15 protein-coding genes are annotated in these 15,538 nt (G+C 46.7%); 12 read left to right on the top strand and 3 right to left on the bottom strand.

What is annotated here, in order from left to right; all coding sequences use genetic code 11:
- Positions 1-151 precede the first annotated feature (151 nt).
- Positions 152-910, bottom strand: coding sequence for a substrate-binding periplasmic protein (locus AC3CIA_RS18955; protein ID WP_146455227.1), 759 nt, complete (start codon positions 908-910; stop codon positions 152-154).
- A gap of 88 nt (positions 911-998) precedes the next feature.
- Here AC3CIA_RS18955 and AC3CIA_RS18950 point away from each other — a divergent pair, with 88 nt between their 5' ends.
- A complete protein-coding gene (locus tag AC3CIA_RS18950) occupies positions 999-3,428 on the top strand; it encodes a response regulator (RefSeq protein ID WP_488519526.1) in 2,430 nt (809 codons plus the stop codon).
- A 118-nt stretch (positions 3,429-3,546) separates the two neighbouring features.
- Here AC3CIA_RS18950 and AC3CIA_RS18945 read toward each other — a convergent pair whose 3' ends face one another.
- Complete coding sequence (locus AC3CIA_RS18945; RefSeq protein WP_488519525.1) at positions 3,547-4,275, bottom strand: UTRA domain-containing protein; 729 nt, start codon at positions 4,273-4,275, stop codon at positions 3,547-3,549.
- 211 nt (positions 4,276-4,486) lie between these two features.
- Here AC3CIA_RS18945 and AC3CIA_RS18940 point away from each other — a divergent pair, with 211 nt between their 5' ends.
- From AC3CIA_RS18940 to AC3CIA_RS18910, 7 genes are all read left to right on the top strand, one after another.
- Positions 4,487-5,590, top strand: coding sequence for an ABC transporter substrate-binding protein (locus AC3CIA_RS18940; protein WP_488519524.1), 1,104 nt, complete (start codon positions 4,487-4,489; stop codon positions 5,588-5,590).
- Between the two features lie 84 nt (positions 5,591-5,674).
- A protein-coding gene (locus tag AC3CIA_RS18935) for an IS3 family transposase (protein ID WP_237290650.1) occupies positions 5,675-6,855 on the top strand; the annotation gives its coding sequence in 2 pieces (ribosomal slippage) (positions 5,675-5,960 and positions 5,960-6,855; 1,182 coding nt in all).
- Between the two features lie 38 nt (positions 6,856-6,893).
- Positions 6,894-7,772, top strand: coding sequence for an alkaline phosphatase family protein (locus tag AC3CIA_RS18930; protein WP_488519523.1), 879 nt, complete (start codon positions 6,894-6,896; stop codon positions 7,770-7,772).
- Positions 7,769-8,662 (top strand): ABC transporter permease, encoded by an 894-nt coding sequence (locus AC3CIA_RS18925; RefSeq protein ID WP_488519522.1) that lies wholly within the window; start codon positions 7,769-7,771, stop codon positions 8,660-8,662. Before AC3CIA_RS18930 ends, AC3CIA_RS18925 begins: the two co-directional genes overlap by 4 nt.
- Entirely contained in the window at positions 8,662-9,447 is a 786-nt protein-coding gene (locus tag AC3CIA_RS18920) for an ABC transporter permease (protein WP_004732591.1), read from the top strand. The genes AC3CIA_RS18925 and AC3CIA_RS18920 overlap by 1 nt, the downstream gene beginning before the upstream one ends.
- The gene (locus tag AC3CIA_RS18915; RefSeq protein ID WP_102551828.1) at positions 9,447-10,466 is read left to right on the top strand and encodes an ABC transporter ATP-binding protein; all 1,020 of its coding nucleotides are present in this window, start codon (positions 9,447-9,449) and stop codon (positions 10,464-10,466) included. Before AC3CIA_RS18920 ends, AC3CIA_RS18915 begins: the two co-directional genes overlap by 1 nt.
- A gap of 1 nt (position 10,467) precedes the next feature.
- Entirely contained in the window at positions 10,468-11,127 is a 660-nt protein-coding gene (locus AC3CIA_RS18910) for an HAD family hydrolase (RefSeq protein WP_488519521.1), read from the top strand.
- A 94-nt stretch (positions 11,128-11,221) separates the two neighbouring features.
- On the opposite strand, the gene AC3CIA_RS18905 is transcribed toward AC3CIA_RS18910, so the two are convergent.
- Positions 11,222-11,404 carry a hypothetical protein gene (locus tag AC3CIA_RS18905; protein ID WP_081008141.1) on the bottom strand — a complete coding sequence of 61 codons (183 nt, stop codon included), beginning with the start codon at positions 11,402-11,404 and terminating at the stop codon, positions 11,222-11,224.
- Positions 11,405-11,487: 83 nt separating this feature from the next.
- Between AC3CIA_RS18905 and hppD the strand changes: the two genes are divergently transcribed.
- From hppD to maiA, 4 genes are read left to right on the top strand one after another with little or no spacing between them, the layout of a single operon-like run.
- The gene (gene hppD, locus AC3CIA_RS18900) at positions 11,488-12,561 is read left to right on the top strand and encodes a 4-hydroxyphenylpyruvate dioxygenase (protein ID WP_114634421.1); all 1,074 of its coding nucleotides are present in this window, start codon (positions 11,488-11,490) and stop codon (positions 12,559-12,561) included.
- Entirely contained in the window at positions 12,554-13,714 is a 1,161-nt protein-coding gene (locus AC3CIA_RS18895; protein ID WP_488519520.1) for a homogentisate 1,2-dioxygenase, read from the top strand. The genes hppD and AC3CIA_RS18895 overlap by 8 nt, the downstream gene beginning before the upstream one ends.
- 9 nt (positions 13,715-13,723) lie before the next feature.
- Positions 13,724-14,761 (top strand): fumarylacetoacetate hydrolase family protein, encoded by a 1,038-nt coding sequence (locus tag AC3CIA_RS18890; protein ID WP_488519519.1) that lies wholly within the window; start codon positions 13,724-13,726, stop codon positions 14,759-14,761.
- A 21-nt stretch (positions 14,762-14,782) separates the two neighbouring features.
- Positions 14,783-15,487: a maleylacetoacetate isomerase gene (maiA, locus tag AC3CIA_RS18885; protein ID WP_488519518.1), complete on the top strand. Its 705-nt coding sequence runs from the start codon at positions 14,783-14,785 to the stop codon at positions 15,485-15,487.
- The last annotated feature ends 51 nt before the right edge of the window (positions 15,488-15,538 follow it).

Here is a 15,538-nt window from a genome sequence, read left to right as displayed (position 1 = left end):
CTAAACGTTAAATTTTAAAGGCCGCTCTGCAATTTAGTATTAAGCTAGACTAAGCAGAGCGGCCTTTTCGTTGCAAGTCGAGCTAAGGTGACTGAGAGTAGAAAAGTGCTCTACAACGTCAACTAGGCGCTATTACAGATAAATGAAGGATCTATAAGTACCCTTGCACGATGTCATCGAGCTGACCATCGTCTTTCATTTGGTCGAGACGTTGGTTGATGAAGCTTTGCAGCTTAGGATCCATCTCAGGGTCAAACGCCAAATGGATAGGGTAGTTATTGATCACTGAACCAAAATCTTGCATCTGGTAATCATCAATACTTAACTTCTGCTCGTTTAGGTTGTATTTGATTCTCGATTCCATCTCAACAAAAACGGTATCGCCCGGAGTTCGGTTTAATACACGAAAAGCCGCGCTGTAATCTTTAACTCGAATCTCGTTGAGCTTACCTTGTTTGATGTAAGGCTCTAGGTTTGGATATTCAAACCCCACCAGCAAGACCACCGCTTTTCCGTTTAAATCGTCGATAGTATTGAACTCAAATGGTTCCTTGCCACTGCTGAGTAACACGTGTTTTACATTGTAAATCGGATCTTTAGACAGGTTTACAGATTGGATATTTCCCCAACTAGGACTGCCGTAGGTTACCCAGTTTGGATTCTCTCTCGCGTCGAGCTTGTCAATCATGCGGTTGAAAGGGTAGGTGTGGTAATCGATCTCGTATTGGCTGTCATCAAATACGGCCTCAACAATATCCGAAACCATTCCTCTGTGAGATGACCCGTCAGTTTCGATCTGAAAAGGTTGCGCTTGGCTCGCAATAATGTAGTAGTGAACAGGTTCGCTTGCAAAAGCATAACTGCTTGAAAACAAACTGACTATGGATGCAAATATAAGATGTTTTTTCATAACCTTCCCTAGTTATTTGATGAATGACTACTATTATACTAGTTGAGTAATTGTAGTTTGCTAGGATAACAATAATGGTAATTTGTGTATGGTGACAAAAGGAAAACGCTATATTGGACTCTCCCGACAGTTGATCGGGACTATAATAGCAATCAGCACCTTATTCACAGTTATAGTGACAGGTCTAGGGTTGTATGTGGAGTACCAAAGTCGAGTTTCTTTTATCAGTTCTCAGATCGAACAGGTTAAGGCTGGCTATCTTTCGGGTTTAACGTCCAGTTTGTGGGTTGAAGATCGAGAGCAACTGTTTGTGCAAGCCGAAGGTATCTCCCGCTTACCCTCGGTTAGTTACCTTCTTATCGAAAGTCCCGATGAAAAAATTCTAGAATTAGGTCAAAAGACCTCAGGTCAGTCTTATTCCCAGTCTTGGGAAATGGTGCACCAGATGGGGGGGACAGATTTCCCATTAGCGACGCTCACGGTGCAATCTGATTTGAGCATGATCCTCAACGACTTTGAAGAACGAGTTTTACTATTGCTCGCCTTCGAAGCCGTTAAAATCTTCTTATTGTCTCTGGTTTGCTTAACGATCGTCTATCGCCTCGTGGTCAAACGCTTAATGACTATGTCTTCCCAGATCAACCAGCAACAGGTTGAAGACAACAAACCACGCTTCATAACGCCAACCGATTCTACTTATAGAGACGAGATCTCGACACTAGAGAGTAGCTATAACCAGTCTGTTGAACGTATTCGTCAACAATACCAAGAACTGGAAAAAGCCAAAGATGTCGCTGAGGTTGCCAACCGCAACAAAAGTGAATTTCTTGCCAACATGAGCCACGAGATCCGCACCCCGATGAATGGGATTATCGGACTGTCGTCTCTACTCTCTGAAATGGATATGCCGAAAGAGCAAAAAGAGTATGTCGATATGCTCAATACCTCTTCGCTTACTCTCCTTGATCTAATTAACGACATTCTCGACTACTCGAAGATAGAAGCGGGTCGTTTAGAACTGCAACAAGAACCAATGAAGATGATGGGTATTGCTGCCGATGTTGAATCGACGTTTAGAGTTAAAGCCGAGCAGAAAGGGCTCAGGTTCCAACTGGCGATTGATCCTAAGATCCCAACTATGGTGATTGGCGATGGCACCCAGCTAAGACAAGTGCTTAATAACCTAGTCGGCAACGCCATCAAATTTACCGAGCATGGTCATGTCACACTCTCACTTCGCTTGGAAGAAGTCATAGAGCCAGACCAAAAGCTCAGAGTGAAATTTGAGGTAACTGACAGTGGTATTGGTATTGCTGAAGACAAGCAACAATCGGTGTTCGATAAGTTTCAACAAGCCGACGGCAGCACCACCCGTATTTACGGAGGCACCGGGCTTGGTCTGACGATATGCGATAAGATCGTGACCTTAATGGGCAGCAAGCTTGAGCTAACCAGTGTCGTAGGTAAGGGGAGTACATTCTACTTTACCGCTGACTTTGACCCGAGCTTGGACGTTGACGAAAGCAATATCGATTTTAATAAAGTTTCGGTACTTCTGGTTGATGATAGTCAGCTGAATATGCGTATTACCTCAACACAGCTTCAATCATTCGGCGTTAAGTCTGAGTGCTGTGAAACCGCGACCCAAGCGTTAGAGCTTGTTTCGGAGTCTGTGGCGAAGTCATTGCCTTATGATCTGGTGCTGATTGATAAAGTGATGCCGTCTATTGATGGATTCCAGTTAGCAAGAAGCTTGATTGAGCGTTTTGACAAAGCGTGTCCTAAGCTGGTGATGATCTCTGCAGACCCACGAAAACAAGATGAAGCGCGCGCTAAACAAGTGGGTTTTGTTGCCTACATTGCTCGCCCTTATCAAGACAACCAGCTTAAATGGACGTTGAGTGAAGTTCTCGCGAGAGCAGCGGATACCTCAAACTTTACTTATCCAAATAGAGGTGAGGTCGCGTTCAAAGACAATGAACCAGTACCATTAACCAAACCAACGGGTTCTGTTGAAGCGACACCAACGGCTTCTGTCACAACCACACAAACAGACAAACAAGCTCCAATCAAAGAAGAGCCAGAACCAGTGGCTGCTTCGTTTAGTGGCAAAGTATTGGTCGTTGAAGACTCGCGAGTGAACCAACAAGTCGCCAAGATGATGCTCAAGAAGCTTGGGTTTGAGGTTGATATTGCCGATAACGGGGAAATTGGTGTCGAGAAGTTTAAGGCCAATGACTATGTGATGATCTTTATGGATTGCCAGATGCCGGTTCTCGACGGTTTCGAAGCGACGAAGCAGATCCGAGCGCTCGAAGAGGGTTCTTCAAAGCACATTCCTATCGTTGCGCTGACGGCCAACGTCGTGCAGCGAGACAAGCATTTGTGCTTCGATGTAGGCATGGATGAGTTTTTACCAAAACCGGTTAATCAAGGGAAACTGAGAGAGATCGTTGCCAGTTTTTTATCTAAGGAAAGCGATTCGACCAAAGAAGAAGATGAGCAAAAGATTGTTTAGTTAGTGCCTCATCAAACGCAACCGTTGAAAATAAAAACTCCGACTGAATCAGTCGGAGTTTTTGTATGTGCTCGCTTTTTCTTCCTAAGCCTAAACCTAGGCAAATAATCATGTGACGCTAACCAATGCTATCAATATGGATCACCACAGAATCGGGTCGCCAGTATTCCAGTTCGCAGTCCATTAACTCGCCATCTTGTTTGTAGTTCACTCGGCAGATCTTAAGAACAGGCTGGCCCTCTGCCAAATTCAATGCCTTGGCGACATGGGCAGGGGCAGAGGTAGGGACCACGTCAAAGCGAGAGCGTTGGGTCTCGTAGCCATATTTTTCTCGGTAGATACCTGTCAGTGACATGGTGAGGTTTTCCGACAGCACTTTTTCAAACAACGGCGCTTTTAAGACGTTTTCAACAAACAGCACCGCTCTGCCATCAATAAATCGTAATCGCTCAATCACGTGTATCGGGGTTATCTGTTCTATCTCTAATGCCTTGGCGTAATCGCCTGCCGCCATCTCTGTACGGGTACTCAGCAGTTGTGTTTCAGCAATACGATGCTGTTCGCGAATCATTTGATGAAAGTGAGAGCGTGACAGCGGGTTGTAGCGGATACGTTCGGGTGACACATACCAGCCTCGACGCTCTTCTCTGTATATCAGACCTTCGGTTTCTAATGACACCAATGCATCTTTGAGCGTGATTCGTGTGGTGGAAAACAGTTCGCTGAGGTTTCTTTCTGATGGCAACTTTTGCCCCTCGGTGAAGATACCTGATTGAAGTTGTTCTCTAATGCTCGCCTTAATTCTTCCTAGTTGTGTCCCTGATTGTCCGGTACCCAATGTTCTCATTACTGATCTAGTCCATAAGTTCGTGTGCTCAATAAGGTAAACCATGGAGTTAACAGGAATGTGACAGTAAACAATGGCTTACTGTCATGTAAGTGACATATAACTGCCACACAAATGCATCCTAACTGTCAAATAACTTGCGCGAAAGCGTCACACTCCGGCGATAGCATACAAAACGAACTTACTGATCTAGTCCAGAGGGATAGAGACAATGAAAACTTTGCTTAGCCGTTCAACTGTATCGCCAAGAAAACTGATGGGTTCACCTACAAAGCTAATAGGTGCGACGCTAATAACGGCAACACTTTCAATGCCAGCGATGGCAAAGGATGCCGATCTTGAATCACTGGTAAAAGCCGCTCAAAAAGAGGGTGCGGTTTACAGTGTGGGTATGCCAGACAGTTGGGCAAACTGGAAAGGCACATGGGCAGACCTGAAAGCAAACTACGGTTTGAAGCATCAGGATACCGATATGAGCTCGGCTCAAGAGATCTCGAAATTTGAAGCAGAGAAGAAAAACGCAACCGCTGATATTGGTGATGTGGGTTTTGCATTTGCACGTGTGGCAGTGAAGAAAAACGTCACTCAGCCATACAAACCAACCACTTGGAATGACATTCCAGACTGGGCAAAGGATAAAGATGGTCACTGGGCTCTGGCTTACACCGGTACTATCTCTTTCATTTCAAACAACAACCTTGTTGAAGATGCGCCGAAAACTTGGAGTGACCTACTAGAAGGTGACTACAAAGTAACAGTGGGCGATGTTGGCGTAGCAGCGCAAGCAAACAACGCGATTCTAGCGGCTGCGTTTGCTAACGGTGGTGACGAGTCAAATCTAAAGCCAGCGATTAAATTCTTTGGCGAGCTAGCGAAGCAAGGCCGTCTGTCTTACACAGACCCAAGCATCGCGAACCTTGAAAAAGGTGAAGTGGAAGTGGCAATCATGTGGGACTTCAATGCACTGAACTACCGCGACACGATTGACCGTGAGCGTTTCACGGTGAGTATTCCACAAGATGGTTCGGTGATCTCTGGTTACACCACCATCATCAACAAATACGCGCAAAACCCGAATGCGGCGAAGTTGGCTCGTGAATATATCTTTAGCGACCAAGGCCAAATCAACCTAGCAGAAGGTTACGCACGTCCAATCCGTAGCAGCGTTACGCTACCTCAATCAGTACAAGACAAGCTGATCTCAAACGATGAATACAGCAACGTTCACCCAGTGACTGACTTCTCAGCATGGGAAAAATCAGCACGTCGCCTGCCACGTCAATGGCAAGAAAGTGTATTGATTCACCAGCAGTAATCCGTATTCAAAACAAGCAATAGAGAATAGACCATGTAGTTGACCCGATCTAATGGACGCCTTCAATTGTAATTGGAGGTGATTATGCCAGCTTATAAATCAGGTAAAAAAACTCAACAATATCTTACGGAATTTAAGGTAACTGCCGTCCGACTTTCGCTTCGAGAAGGAGCTACAGTTAAAAGCGTGGCGCTATCATTAGATATCCACCCTTATATGCTTTCTAAATGGCGAAAGGACTATAGAGAAGGGGTTATTATGGAAGATAAACGTAAGAAAAGGACTCAGATCCCGAGCCAGAAAACTGAGTCTAGTCGGATTGCAGAGCTCGAACGTCAGAACGAACAACTTAAGCTCGAGAATGACTTGCTAAAAAAGTGGCAACGATTCGTTGCCCAAGAAAATCGACAAAATTCCGATTCATAGCCCATTACAAAACGCGTTATTCCATTGTATTGATGTGCCGTTTTCTATCTGTTTCTAAGTCGGGTTACTACGCATGGCTTGATAGAGAACCAAGCCGCTACGATCAAGAAGAGCAGGCTTTGAAGAAGCGGATAATTAAAGTGTTTACCCAGAGTCGAGAGACTTACGGCAGCCCACGAGTTCATGCAGAATTGAGGCGCCAAGGAGTTTTGGTTAGCCGCAAGCGTGTGGCTCGGATCATGAGAGAGCAAGGGCTAAGAGCGCGAAGTTATCGTATTTACATGAAAATGGCCAAGCTACATCGGTTCTATCAATCGATTAAGAATATTAAGAAAGACACACCAAAACCAACGGCAGTTAATCAACAGTGGTCTGGAGATCTGACGTATATCAGGCAAGGCAAACGTTGGATGTATCTAGCGGTCGTTCTTGATCTTTACTCGCGTAAAGTCGTCGGTTGGTCGCTTGGTAGTAAGAAGAGTACACAACTAACGATGAGTTCGCTGAGAATGGCCATTAGAAATCGAAAGCCACAAGAGCGCCTGTTATTTCATACTGACAGAGGCTCTGAATATCGAGCCCATGAAGTTCAAGCTTTACTATCAAAAAATGGAATTGTCCCAAGCATGAATCGCCCAGGTCATTGTACTGATAATGCAGAGGTGGAGTCGTTCTTCCATACGCTCAAAGGCGACATAATTAGGAAAAATAGCTTTAAAAGTGAGAAGCAGCTTAGAGATAAACTTGTCGGTTATATCCAGCATTTTTATAACCGTTATAGACTGCACTCAAGTCTTGGATATCGAAGCCCGCATGAATATGAAGTCATGACGGGTTAAAGAAGATAGGGTGTCCATTTTATCGGGTGAAGATCACCATGAGCAATAAGGTTATCCTTGTTGTTCTAGATGGACTGAACTATCAGGTAGCCCGTGATTGCATGGGCTACCTGAACGGTCTTCTAGAACTAAGTGATATGCAGACAAAACAGGGTGATTCGTACAATAAACAGAGCACTTCGCAGAGCACGCAAAAAAACAAGCTGCGCGCCACGCTTTACCCTGTGCAGTGTGAGCTGCCATCTATGTCACGCCCACTGTATGAGTGCATTTTAACGGGAGTTCGCCCTGTCGAAAGCGGTATCGTTAACAATCAAATCGTGCGTTTGTCGAATCACGAGTCGGTATTTAGCTTGGCGAAGTCGCAGAACAAAGTGACGGCAGCTGCGGCTTACCATTGGGTGAGCGAGTTATATAACCGAGCGCCATTTGATGCCGTACGCGACCGTTTCACCAACGATGAAAGCATGAACATCCAACATGGTTGTTTCTACCATTGGGACCACTACCCAGATGAAGCCTTGTTCTTGGATGCAGAGCATCTGCGCGTCACTCATCAACCTGATTTCTTACTGATTCACCCAATGAACATTGACGACATGGGGCACAAGTATGGGCTGGATTCTCGCCAGTACCGTAACAGTGCTCGTGGCGCGGATATCTACCTGTCGAATTACCTTGAGAAGTGGGTAGATGATGGCTATCTGGTGATCATCACCAGTGACCACGGCATGAACAATGACTTGTCTCACGGTGGCATTTTGCCTGAAGAACGCGAAGTACCCTTCTTTGTGATTGGCGATAAGTTCACACACCAAGAATGTTCAGTGAAACAGACCGACATTTGCGGCAGCGTGTGTCAGTTACTCAACCTTGAACACGATAAATCTTACACTCAGGAATTGTTGGCCCTATGAGCAGTTCTGTAATCATGCAGAGCGATGGCGCTGCGCTCAAACCCAAAACCAAATCTTTGTTTCAACGCTTCAAGCCCGCTTTGTGGCTTGCGCCTTTCGCACTGTTTTTCTACCTGTTCCAACTGGCACCTATGGTTTGGGTGTTGATCAACAGCTTCTTTTACGACGATGAGTTATCTCTCGAAAACTATTCTGAAATATTCGACTCTGCTTTCATGATGCAAGCCTTTGGCAACAGTTTATGGCTGTCGATTTGGTCGAGCATTGTTGGCTTGGCGATTGCGACTCTGTTGGTCTCTTCATTGCGCCGCGTTGATTCTAAAATCCGTGATGCGGTGATTGCCTTCACTAACATGAGCAGCAACTTCTCTGGTGTGCCTCTGTCGTTCGCTTTCATCATCATCCTTGGCACAAACGGTGCAATCACCTTGCTGCTAAAGCAGTACGGGCTATTGGGCGATTTTGACTTGTATGGAAAGTGGGGCTTGCTGGCGATTTACATCTACTTCCAAATCCCATTGGCGGTGCTGTTGCTGTATCCAGCGTTCGATGCATTGAATGACGACTGGCAAGCTGCCTCGGCACTGCTTGGCGCGAAAACTTGGCAGTACTGGACCAAAATAGCGCTGCCTGTGTTGTCGCCTGCCTTGCTTGGCACCTTCATCATCTTGATTGCTAACGCGATTGGCGCGTATGCGAGTGTGTATGCGCTAACCTCGGGCAACTACAACGTGATTACGATTCGTATCGCGAGTTTGGTATCGGGCGACTTGTTCTTAGAGCCTAACCTAGCTGCCGCAATCTCCGTGATTCTGATGGCGATGCTGGCCTTTATCACTGTGATTAACCAATGGCTGATCAGCAAAAGCTACGCGGGGAAGAGAAAGTAATGAACACCGTAAATACTCGCTTTCATAAAACGGTTGTCTATTCGATTGTCGGCATCATGATGATCCCGATCTTAGCGACCTTTATCTACTCGATCTCTTCTCGATGGGGCGCAACGATCCTGCCGGATGGCTTTACGTTAGATTGGTACATCAACCTGCTGACGGATCCTCGCTTCTTGCAAGCCTTTGGTCGTTCACTGTTTATCTGCGTGGCGGCACTGTCATTGAGTGTGGTGTTGGTTCTGCCTGCGATTTTCGTGGTGTTTTACTATTTCCCGAAACTCGACAAGGTGATGAATATCCTGATCTTATTGCCGTTCGCGGTGCCGCCTGTGGTGTCATCGGTTGGTTTACTTCAATTGTATGCAGACAGCGAAATCTCACTGATAGGCACGCCGTGGATTTTGATTGGCACCTATTTCACCATCGCGCTGCCATTCATGTATCGCGCGATTGCCAACAGCTTTGAAGCTATTAACTTGCATGACTTGATGGACGCTGCTCACCTGCTCGGTGCAAGTACCACCAAGGCGTTCTTGTTGATTATTCTGCCAAACCTTAAGAAAGGCTTAATGGCGTCGCTGTTCTTGTCGTTCTCGTTCCTATTGGGCGAGTTCGTGTTTGCCAACATCTTGGTAGGAACACGCTACGAGACACTGCAAATCTACCTATACAACATGCGTCAAACCAGTGGCCACTTCACGTCAGCCCTTGTGATGACGTACTTCCTGTTTATTTTCTTACTGACTTGGTTGGCAAGTCGTTTCAGCCAAGGAACAAAATAATGAGCTATGTAAATGCGAAAAACCTCACCAAGCGTTTTGGTGACAACACAGTGTTTGAAGACATTCAATTTTCAATTGAGAAGGGCGAATTCATTACTCTGCTTGGCCCGAGTGGCTGTGGTAAATCGACTCTACTGCGCAGCTTGGCAGGCCTGAATCCGGTCGATGGTGGTGAAATCTGGGTGAACGGCGAAGAGATTACTCATCAAGTGCCGCAACAGCGTGGCATCGGCATGGTGTTTCAATCTTATGCGCTGTTCCCGAACATGACGGTTGAAGGCAACATTGCGTTTGGCCTCAAGATGAAAAAGCTTGCTGCCGATGAAATTAAACGCGAAGTCGCGAAAGTGATTGGACTGGTGGACTTAACGGGTAAAGAGAAGTTTTACCCGCATCAGCTATCAGGCGGTCAGCGTCAGCGTGTCGCTTTGGCAAGAGCCTTGGTAGTTAAACCACGTATCTTGTTGTTGGATGAGCCACTTTCGGCGTTGGATGCGAAGATCCGTAAACATTTGCGCCAACAGATCCGAGATATCCAAAAAGAGATGAATCTAACCACGATCTTCGTGACCCACGATCAAGAAGAGGCGATGATCATGTCTGACCGTATCTTCTTGATGAACAAAGGCGAGATCGTGCAAGCCGGTACACCTGAAGAGATCTACACTCAACCTGCCAATGAGTTCGTGGCAGGGTTCATGGGGCACTACAATTTGGTGCAAGCGAACAAGGCTAAGCAGCTGTTCAATATTGAAACCGAGTGGAAAGTGGCGATTCGACCTGAATCTATCTACGTTAAAGAGCAAGGTCGACAATATGGCGAGCATATCTCTGCGCCGAAAACGGGCACCATTCGTAACCACCAGCTCTTGGGTAACGTTATTCGATACCAAGTGGACGTTGATGAGTGTGAATTAACCGTCGACTTACTTAACCGTTCCTCTGAACGACTGTTGGCCAATGGCAGCCAACTCGAACTCCTGTTTAACCTTAACGAAATTCAACCTGTGAGAGCCTAAGATGTTCAAACCTTTGTATGTATTTGATATGGACGAAACGTTGATCAATGCTGATGCAGCGATGCTTTGGAATGCGTTCTTGGTTGAAAAGGGCATTGCCACTGCGCCCAACTTTATTGAAGAAGATAAGCGCTTAATGGGCCTGTATTCGGAAGGCAAACTGAACATGGAAGATTACCTCACGTTCGCTATGCAGCCACTCGCGGAAATGCCAACAGAGCAAGTCACTGCTTTGGTGGAAGAGTGTGTTGAACAGCATATTTTGCCTAGACAGTTCAAGCAGTCGAAACCTTTGATTGAGCAGCTAGAGAATGATGACATCGACATGTTGATCATCTCGGCTAGCGTGACTTTCCTAGTAGAAGCGGTCGGTCGCAAGATTGGTATCGAGAACGCACTCGGTATCGATTTGGTCGAAAACCAAGGCCGTTTCACGTCTGAAATCTTAGGTGTGCCAAGTTACCGAGAAGGTAAAGTGACTCGCTTAAAAGAATGGTTAGATAAGCAAGAAACCAATTACTCAGACATCCACTTTTATACCGATTCAATCAATGACTTACCTTTGTGTGAACACGCTGATTTTGCCTATCTGGTGAATCCGTGTCCGCGTTTAAAAGTAATAGCCGATCAACCGAATTGGTCGATTCTCGACTGGGATTAACGCGAATCTTATATTCGAATTAGCTTCGTTCTAGAACTCATCAAGCCGCTGACGACAGCGGCTTTTTTGTATCATCAGTCTAATATTCGATTTATCACCTTAGCTGATAAAAGTACGTATGTAACAATTCAATAACATCTATTACTCTGCTGTAAATCAAACCACCATCTTTCAATCCCTTGATAGCACTCACTTTCCTGTCGTGAGGGTTTGTGTGTAACAAATATTTTACAATTTGACGGGTTTTTAGCGTTATTGCCCATTTCCTTCGATGCATTCCAATCTTTCCGCTTGTGGGCCAAATTTAATTAAGGACAAAAAACACGTAATACAAAACCAATAGGTACAAGGAGAAAGTTCATGGTGGATACATACAACCCGCTTGGCACGGATGGATTCGAGTTTGTTGAATACACGGCCGTTGACCACAAGGGAATTGAGCAACTTAAAGCACTGTTTGTGTCACTTGGTTTTGCTGAGGTCGCCAAGCATCGCTCAAAAGAGGCTTGGCTGTATCGACAAGGTGACATCAACTTCATCGTTAATGAACAACCGCACAGCCAAGCGGAAGCGTTCGCTAAAGTGCATGGGCCATCGGTCTGTGGCATGGCTTTTCGTGTCAACGAAGCGACAGCTGCAATGGAACAAGCTTTCAAGGGCGGTGGTGAAGAGTACAAAACAGAAATAGGGCCGATGGAGCTGAGCATTCCGGCTATTTACGGCATCGGTGAGAGCCTGCTCTATTTTGTGGATCGTTATGGCAAGCAGAGCATCTATGACGTCGATTTCCGATTCTATGACGATGCGGAAGAGCGTATGGCCGAAGCCAATGTTGGTTTGTTCGAAATCGACCACCTCACGCATAACGTGAAGCAAGGCAATATGGATGTGTGGTCTGGGTTCTATGAGCGTCTTGGCAACTTCCGCGAGATTCGCTACTTCGACATCGAAGGCAAGCTGACAGGCCTTGTGAGCAGAGCCATGACCTCACCGTGTGGCAAAATCCGCATCCCTATCAATGAGTCTTCCGACGACAAATCACAAATCGAAGAGTTCATTCGTGAATACAACGGCGAAGGTATTCAACACATCGCACTCGCCACCGATGACATCTACAAAACAGTGAAAACCCTGCGTGATCGCGGCATGGACTTTATGCCAACCCCAGATACCTACTATGAGAAAGTTGACGATCGTGTGAAAGGCCACGGGGAAGATACCGACCTGCTGCGTGACCTGCGTGTTCTGATTGATGGCGCACCGACCAAAGACGGCATCTTGCTGCAAATTTTCACGCAGACAGTAATCGGGCCTGTGTTCTTTGAAATCATTCAGCGTAAAGGCAATGAAGGCTTTGGCGAAGGTAACTTCAAGGCGTTGTTTGAATCGATTGAAGAGGACCAGATTCGTCGAGGAGTATTAGACGATGCATAAATGGATCTCGTTTCCTCATCGGGAGGGGGTGTGCTCTAAACAAGCGCACGCCGATTTTCCCGAAGAGGCAATTTATGAGCGAGAAGCGGGTCGGAGTGGTTTCTTCGGCCCTGCCGCTCACTTTCATCACCAACATGCCCCAACAGGTTGGTCGGGATGGGAGGGTGACTTACGTCCTCGCGCTTTTGATTTCACGTTGGTGGAAAAAGCCAGCCAGATAACCCCTTGGGCTGTGCCTCATCTTTTGCACAATGCGGACTGCAAAATCCGTGTATGGCGCATGGATGAGAAGATGGATTTCTTGGTGCGTAACTCCGACGGTGATGAGCTGCTGTTCATTCACCAAGGCAGCGCCGATCTCTATTGTGACTATGGTCATCTAGCGGTGAGTGAAGGGGATTACGTGATGATCCCGCGCTCGACCAACTGGCGTTTAGAGCCAAGCGAGCCGATGTTCATCTTGATGATTGAGAACACAGACGCGGCTTACTCCCTGCCAGAGAAAGGCATGGTCGGTAATCACGCGGTGTTTGATCCTGCTGTGCTCGACATACCTTCAATCAATGATCAATTCCGCGCTCAGTATTCAGAAAACCAGACTCAGGTTCAGGTGAAACGCCACGACAAAGTCAGTGTCATCACCTATCCGTTCAACCCATTGGACGCAATTGGCTGGCATGGCGACTTAGCGGTGGTGAAAGTGAATTGGCGTGATATCAGACCGCTGATGTCACATCGCTACCACTTGCCACCTTCTGCGCATACGACGTTTGTTGGCGCTGGATTTGTGGTGTGCACCTTTGTGCCACGCCCGATTGAGAGCGACCCTGGTGCATTGAAAGTACCGTTCTACCACAACAATGATGACTACGACGAAGTGCTGTTCTATCACGCTGGTGACTTTTTCAGTCGCGACAACATTGAAGCGGGCATGGTGACTTTCCACCCTGCGGGCTTCACTCATGGGCCTCACCCTAAAGCCTTTAAGGCAGGTCAGGCGCATAAGAAGAAGTTTACCGATGAAGTGGCGGTGATGATCGATACTCGCCATGCGCTGCAGTTCTCTGATGAACTCGATAGCGTTGAGAACAAAGAATATGTCTACAGTTGGCAAGACTCTGGTTTGAAAGAAATGGCTGACGATAAGAAATAAGGGACAAGGATGAAATTAGCAACCAAGAAAAATGGCACTCGCGATGGCCTGTTGATGGTCGTAAGTAAAGATTTAAAGCAGTGTGTGGCTGCCACTGAAATCTTCCACGCGATGCACCTTGCACCCACCATGCAGGTGGCTTTGGATAACTGGGACAGCGTGGCTTCTCAGTTAGAAGAGTTATACACCTCGTTAAACAACGGGCATGTGACTGGCAGTGAAGTGTTTGCACCTCAGTATTGTGAATCACCTCTGCCACGCGCATATCAATGGGCTGATGGCAGCGCTTATGTAAACCACGTTGAGTTGGTGCGTAAAGCGCGTGGTGCTGAAATGCCAGAAAGTTTCTGGGTTGATCCACTGATGTATCAAGGAGGTTCAGATGCGTTTGTCGGCCCTCGTGCCAACATCGAATTTGCTAGCGACGAGTGGGGCATTGATTTCGAGGGTGAGGTTGCGATTGTGACCGGTGATGTACCGATGGGCGCTAGCGCTAAACAAGCGCACGATTCGATTCGCTTGCTGATGTTGGTGAACGATGTGTCGCTGCGCGGTTTGATTCCGGCGGAGCTTGCTAAGGGTTTTGGCTTCTTCCAGTCTAAACCGTCTTCTGCTTTTTCTCCTGTTGCGGTAACACCTGATGAGCTTGGCGAGCAATGGAAAGGCAGTAAGGTACATTTACCGTTGATATCGACCTACAACGACCAGCCTTTTGGTTGTCCGAATGCCGGTGTAGATATGACCTTCAATTTTGCAGAGTTGGTTGTGCATGCAGCTAAAACTCGACCATTATCGGCAGGCGCGATCATAGGTTCAGGCACGGTATCGAATAAGCAAGGCACTGACCATGGCACCTCAATTGCCGAGGGCGGCGTGGGCTATTCATGCATTGCCGAGGTGCGCATGATTGAGACGATTCGAGATGGCAAGCCGTCGACTCAATTCATGTCGTTTGGTGACTCGATCAAGCTTGAGATGTTTGATGCGGCGGGTGACTCTATTTTTGGTGCGATAGACCAAAAAGTGAGCCAGTATCGAGCACTATAATCCACGTAATAGGGTTTCAGTATGAGCGAGAGCATCGTGAACAAGAACATTATACTTTACGGTTACTGGCGCTCGTCCGCAGCCTATCGAGTGCGTATTGGATTGAACCTAAAGCAACTCAACTATGAGTCTAAATCGGTGCATTTGGTGCGTAATGGCGGCGAGCAACATGATCCACAATATCGTGAGCTCAATGCCAGCCAATTAGTGCCAGTGCTGGTGGATGGTGACGTTCAGCTCAATCAGTCGCTTGCTATTCTTCAATATCTCGATGAACACTATTTGTGTGAGAGCAGCCCTGACACCTTGTTGATTCCAGAGCAAACACCACTGCGCTATCAAGCACTGGCGATGGCTCAGGACATTGCGATGGAAATCCACCCTCTGAATAACCTGCGCGTGTTGCAGTATTTGGAGCGAGAATTATCATGCGGGCAAGAGGTGAAAATGGATTGGATTCACTATTGGATGAGCCAAGGATTTTCAGCGTTAGAAGAGAAGCTGGCGAAGCACAGAAAAGCACATGGCGATTCAGTGTATAGCCTCACTGACTCCCCTTGTATTATCGATATTTGCTTAGTGCCGCAGGTGTATAACGCGTTGCGCTTTGATGTTGATATGTCACCGTATCCGTTGATTAACTCGATTGTCGAAGCGTGTAACCAGTTACCTGCTTTTATTGGGGCGATGCCAGAGAACCAAGCGGATGCGAATGCACCGATGTGAACGTATTGAATTGTTTTTTTATGAACTGGAAACGTTATTTGGATTAAGTCT

The sequence above is a fragment of the Vibrio sp. QJM3NY_27 genome, assembly GCF_057785955.1.
This window is presented reverse-complemented; position numbering and strand designations above follow the sequence as displayed.

Bases quoted from the DNA above. Each gene is read 5' to 3' on its own strand.
- AC3CIA_RS18955 (WP_146455227.1), bottom strand. From the start codon at position 910: ATGAAAAAACATCTTATATTTGCATCCATAGTCAGTTTGTTTTCAAGC.
- AC3CIA_RS18950 (WP_488519526.1), top strand. From the start codon at position 999: ATGGTGACAAAAGGAAAACGCTATATTGGACTCTCCCGACAGTTGATC.
- AC3CIA_RS18945 (WP_488519525.1), bottom strand. From the start codon at position 4,275: ATGAGAACATTGGGTACCGGACAATCAGGGACACAACTAGGAAGAATT.
- AC3CIA_RS18940 (WP_488519524.1), top strand. From the start codon at position 4,487: ATGAAAACTTTGCTTAGCCGTTCAACTGTATCGCCAAGAAAACTGATG.
- AC3CIA_RS18930 (WP_488519523.1), top strand. From the start codon at position 6,894: ATGAGCAATAAGGTTATCCTTGTTGTTCTAGATGGACTGAACTATCAG.
- AC3CIA_RS18925 (WP_488519522.1), top strand. From the start codon at position 7,769: ATGAGCAGTTCTGTAATCATGCAGAGCGATGGCGCTGCGCTCAAACCC.
- AC3CIA_RS18920 (WP_004732591.1), top strand. From the start codon at position 8,662: ATGAACACCGTAAATACTCGCTTTCATAAAACGGTTGTCTATTCGATT.
- AC3CIA_RS18915 (WP_102551828.1), top strand. From the start codon at position 9,447: ATGAGCTATGTAAATGCGAAAAACCTCACCAAGCGTTTTGGTGACAAC.
- AC3CIA_RS18910 (WP_488519521.1), top strand. From the start codon at position 10,468: ATGTTCAAACCTTTGTATGTATTTGATATGGACGAAACGTTGATCAAT.
- AC3CIA_RS18905 (WP_081008141.1), bottom strand. From the start codon at position 11,404: ATGCATCGAAGGAAATGGGCAATAACGCTAAAAACCCGTCAAATTGTA.
- hppD (WP_114634421.1), top strand. From the start codon at position 11,488: ATGGTGGATACATACAACCCGCTTGGCACGGATGGATTCGAGTTTGTT.
- AC3CIA_RS18895 (WP_488519520.1), top strand. From the start codon at position 12,554: ATGCATAAATGGATCTCGTTTCCTCATCGGGAGGGGGTGTGCTCTAAA.
- AC3CIA_RS18890 (WP_488519519.1), top strand. From the start codon at position 13,724: ATGAAATTAGCAACCAAGAAAAATGGCACTCGCGATGGCCTGTTGATG.
- maiA (WP_488519518.1), top strand. From the start codon at position 14,783: ATGAGCGAGAGCATCGTGAACAAGAACATTATACTTTACGGTTACTGG.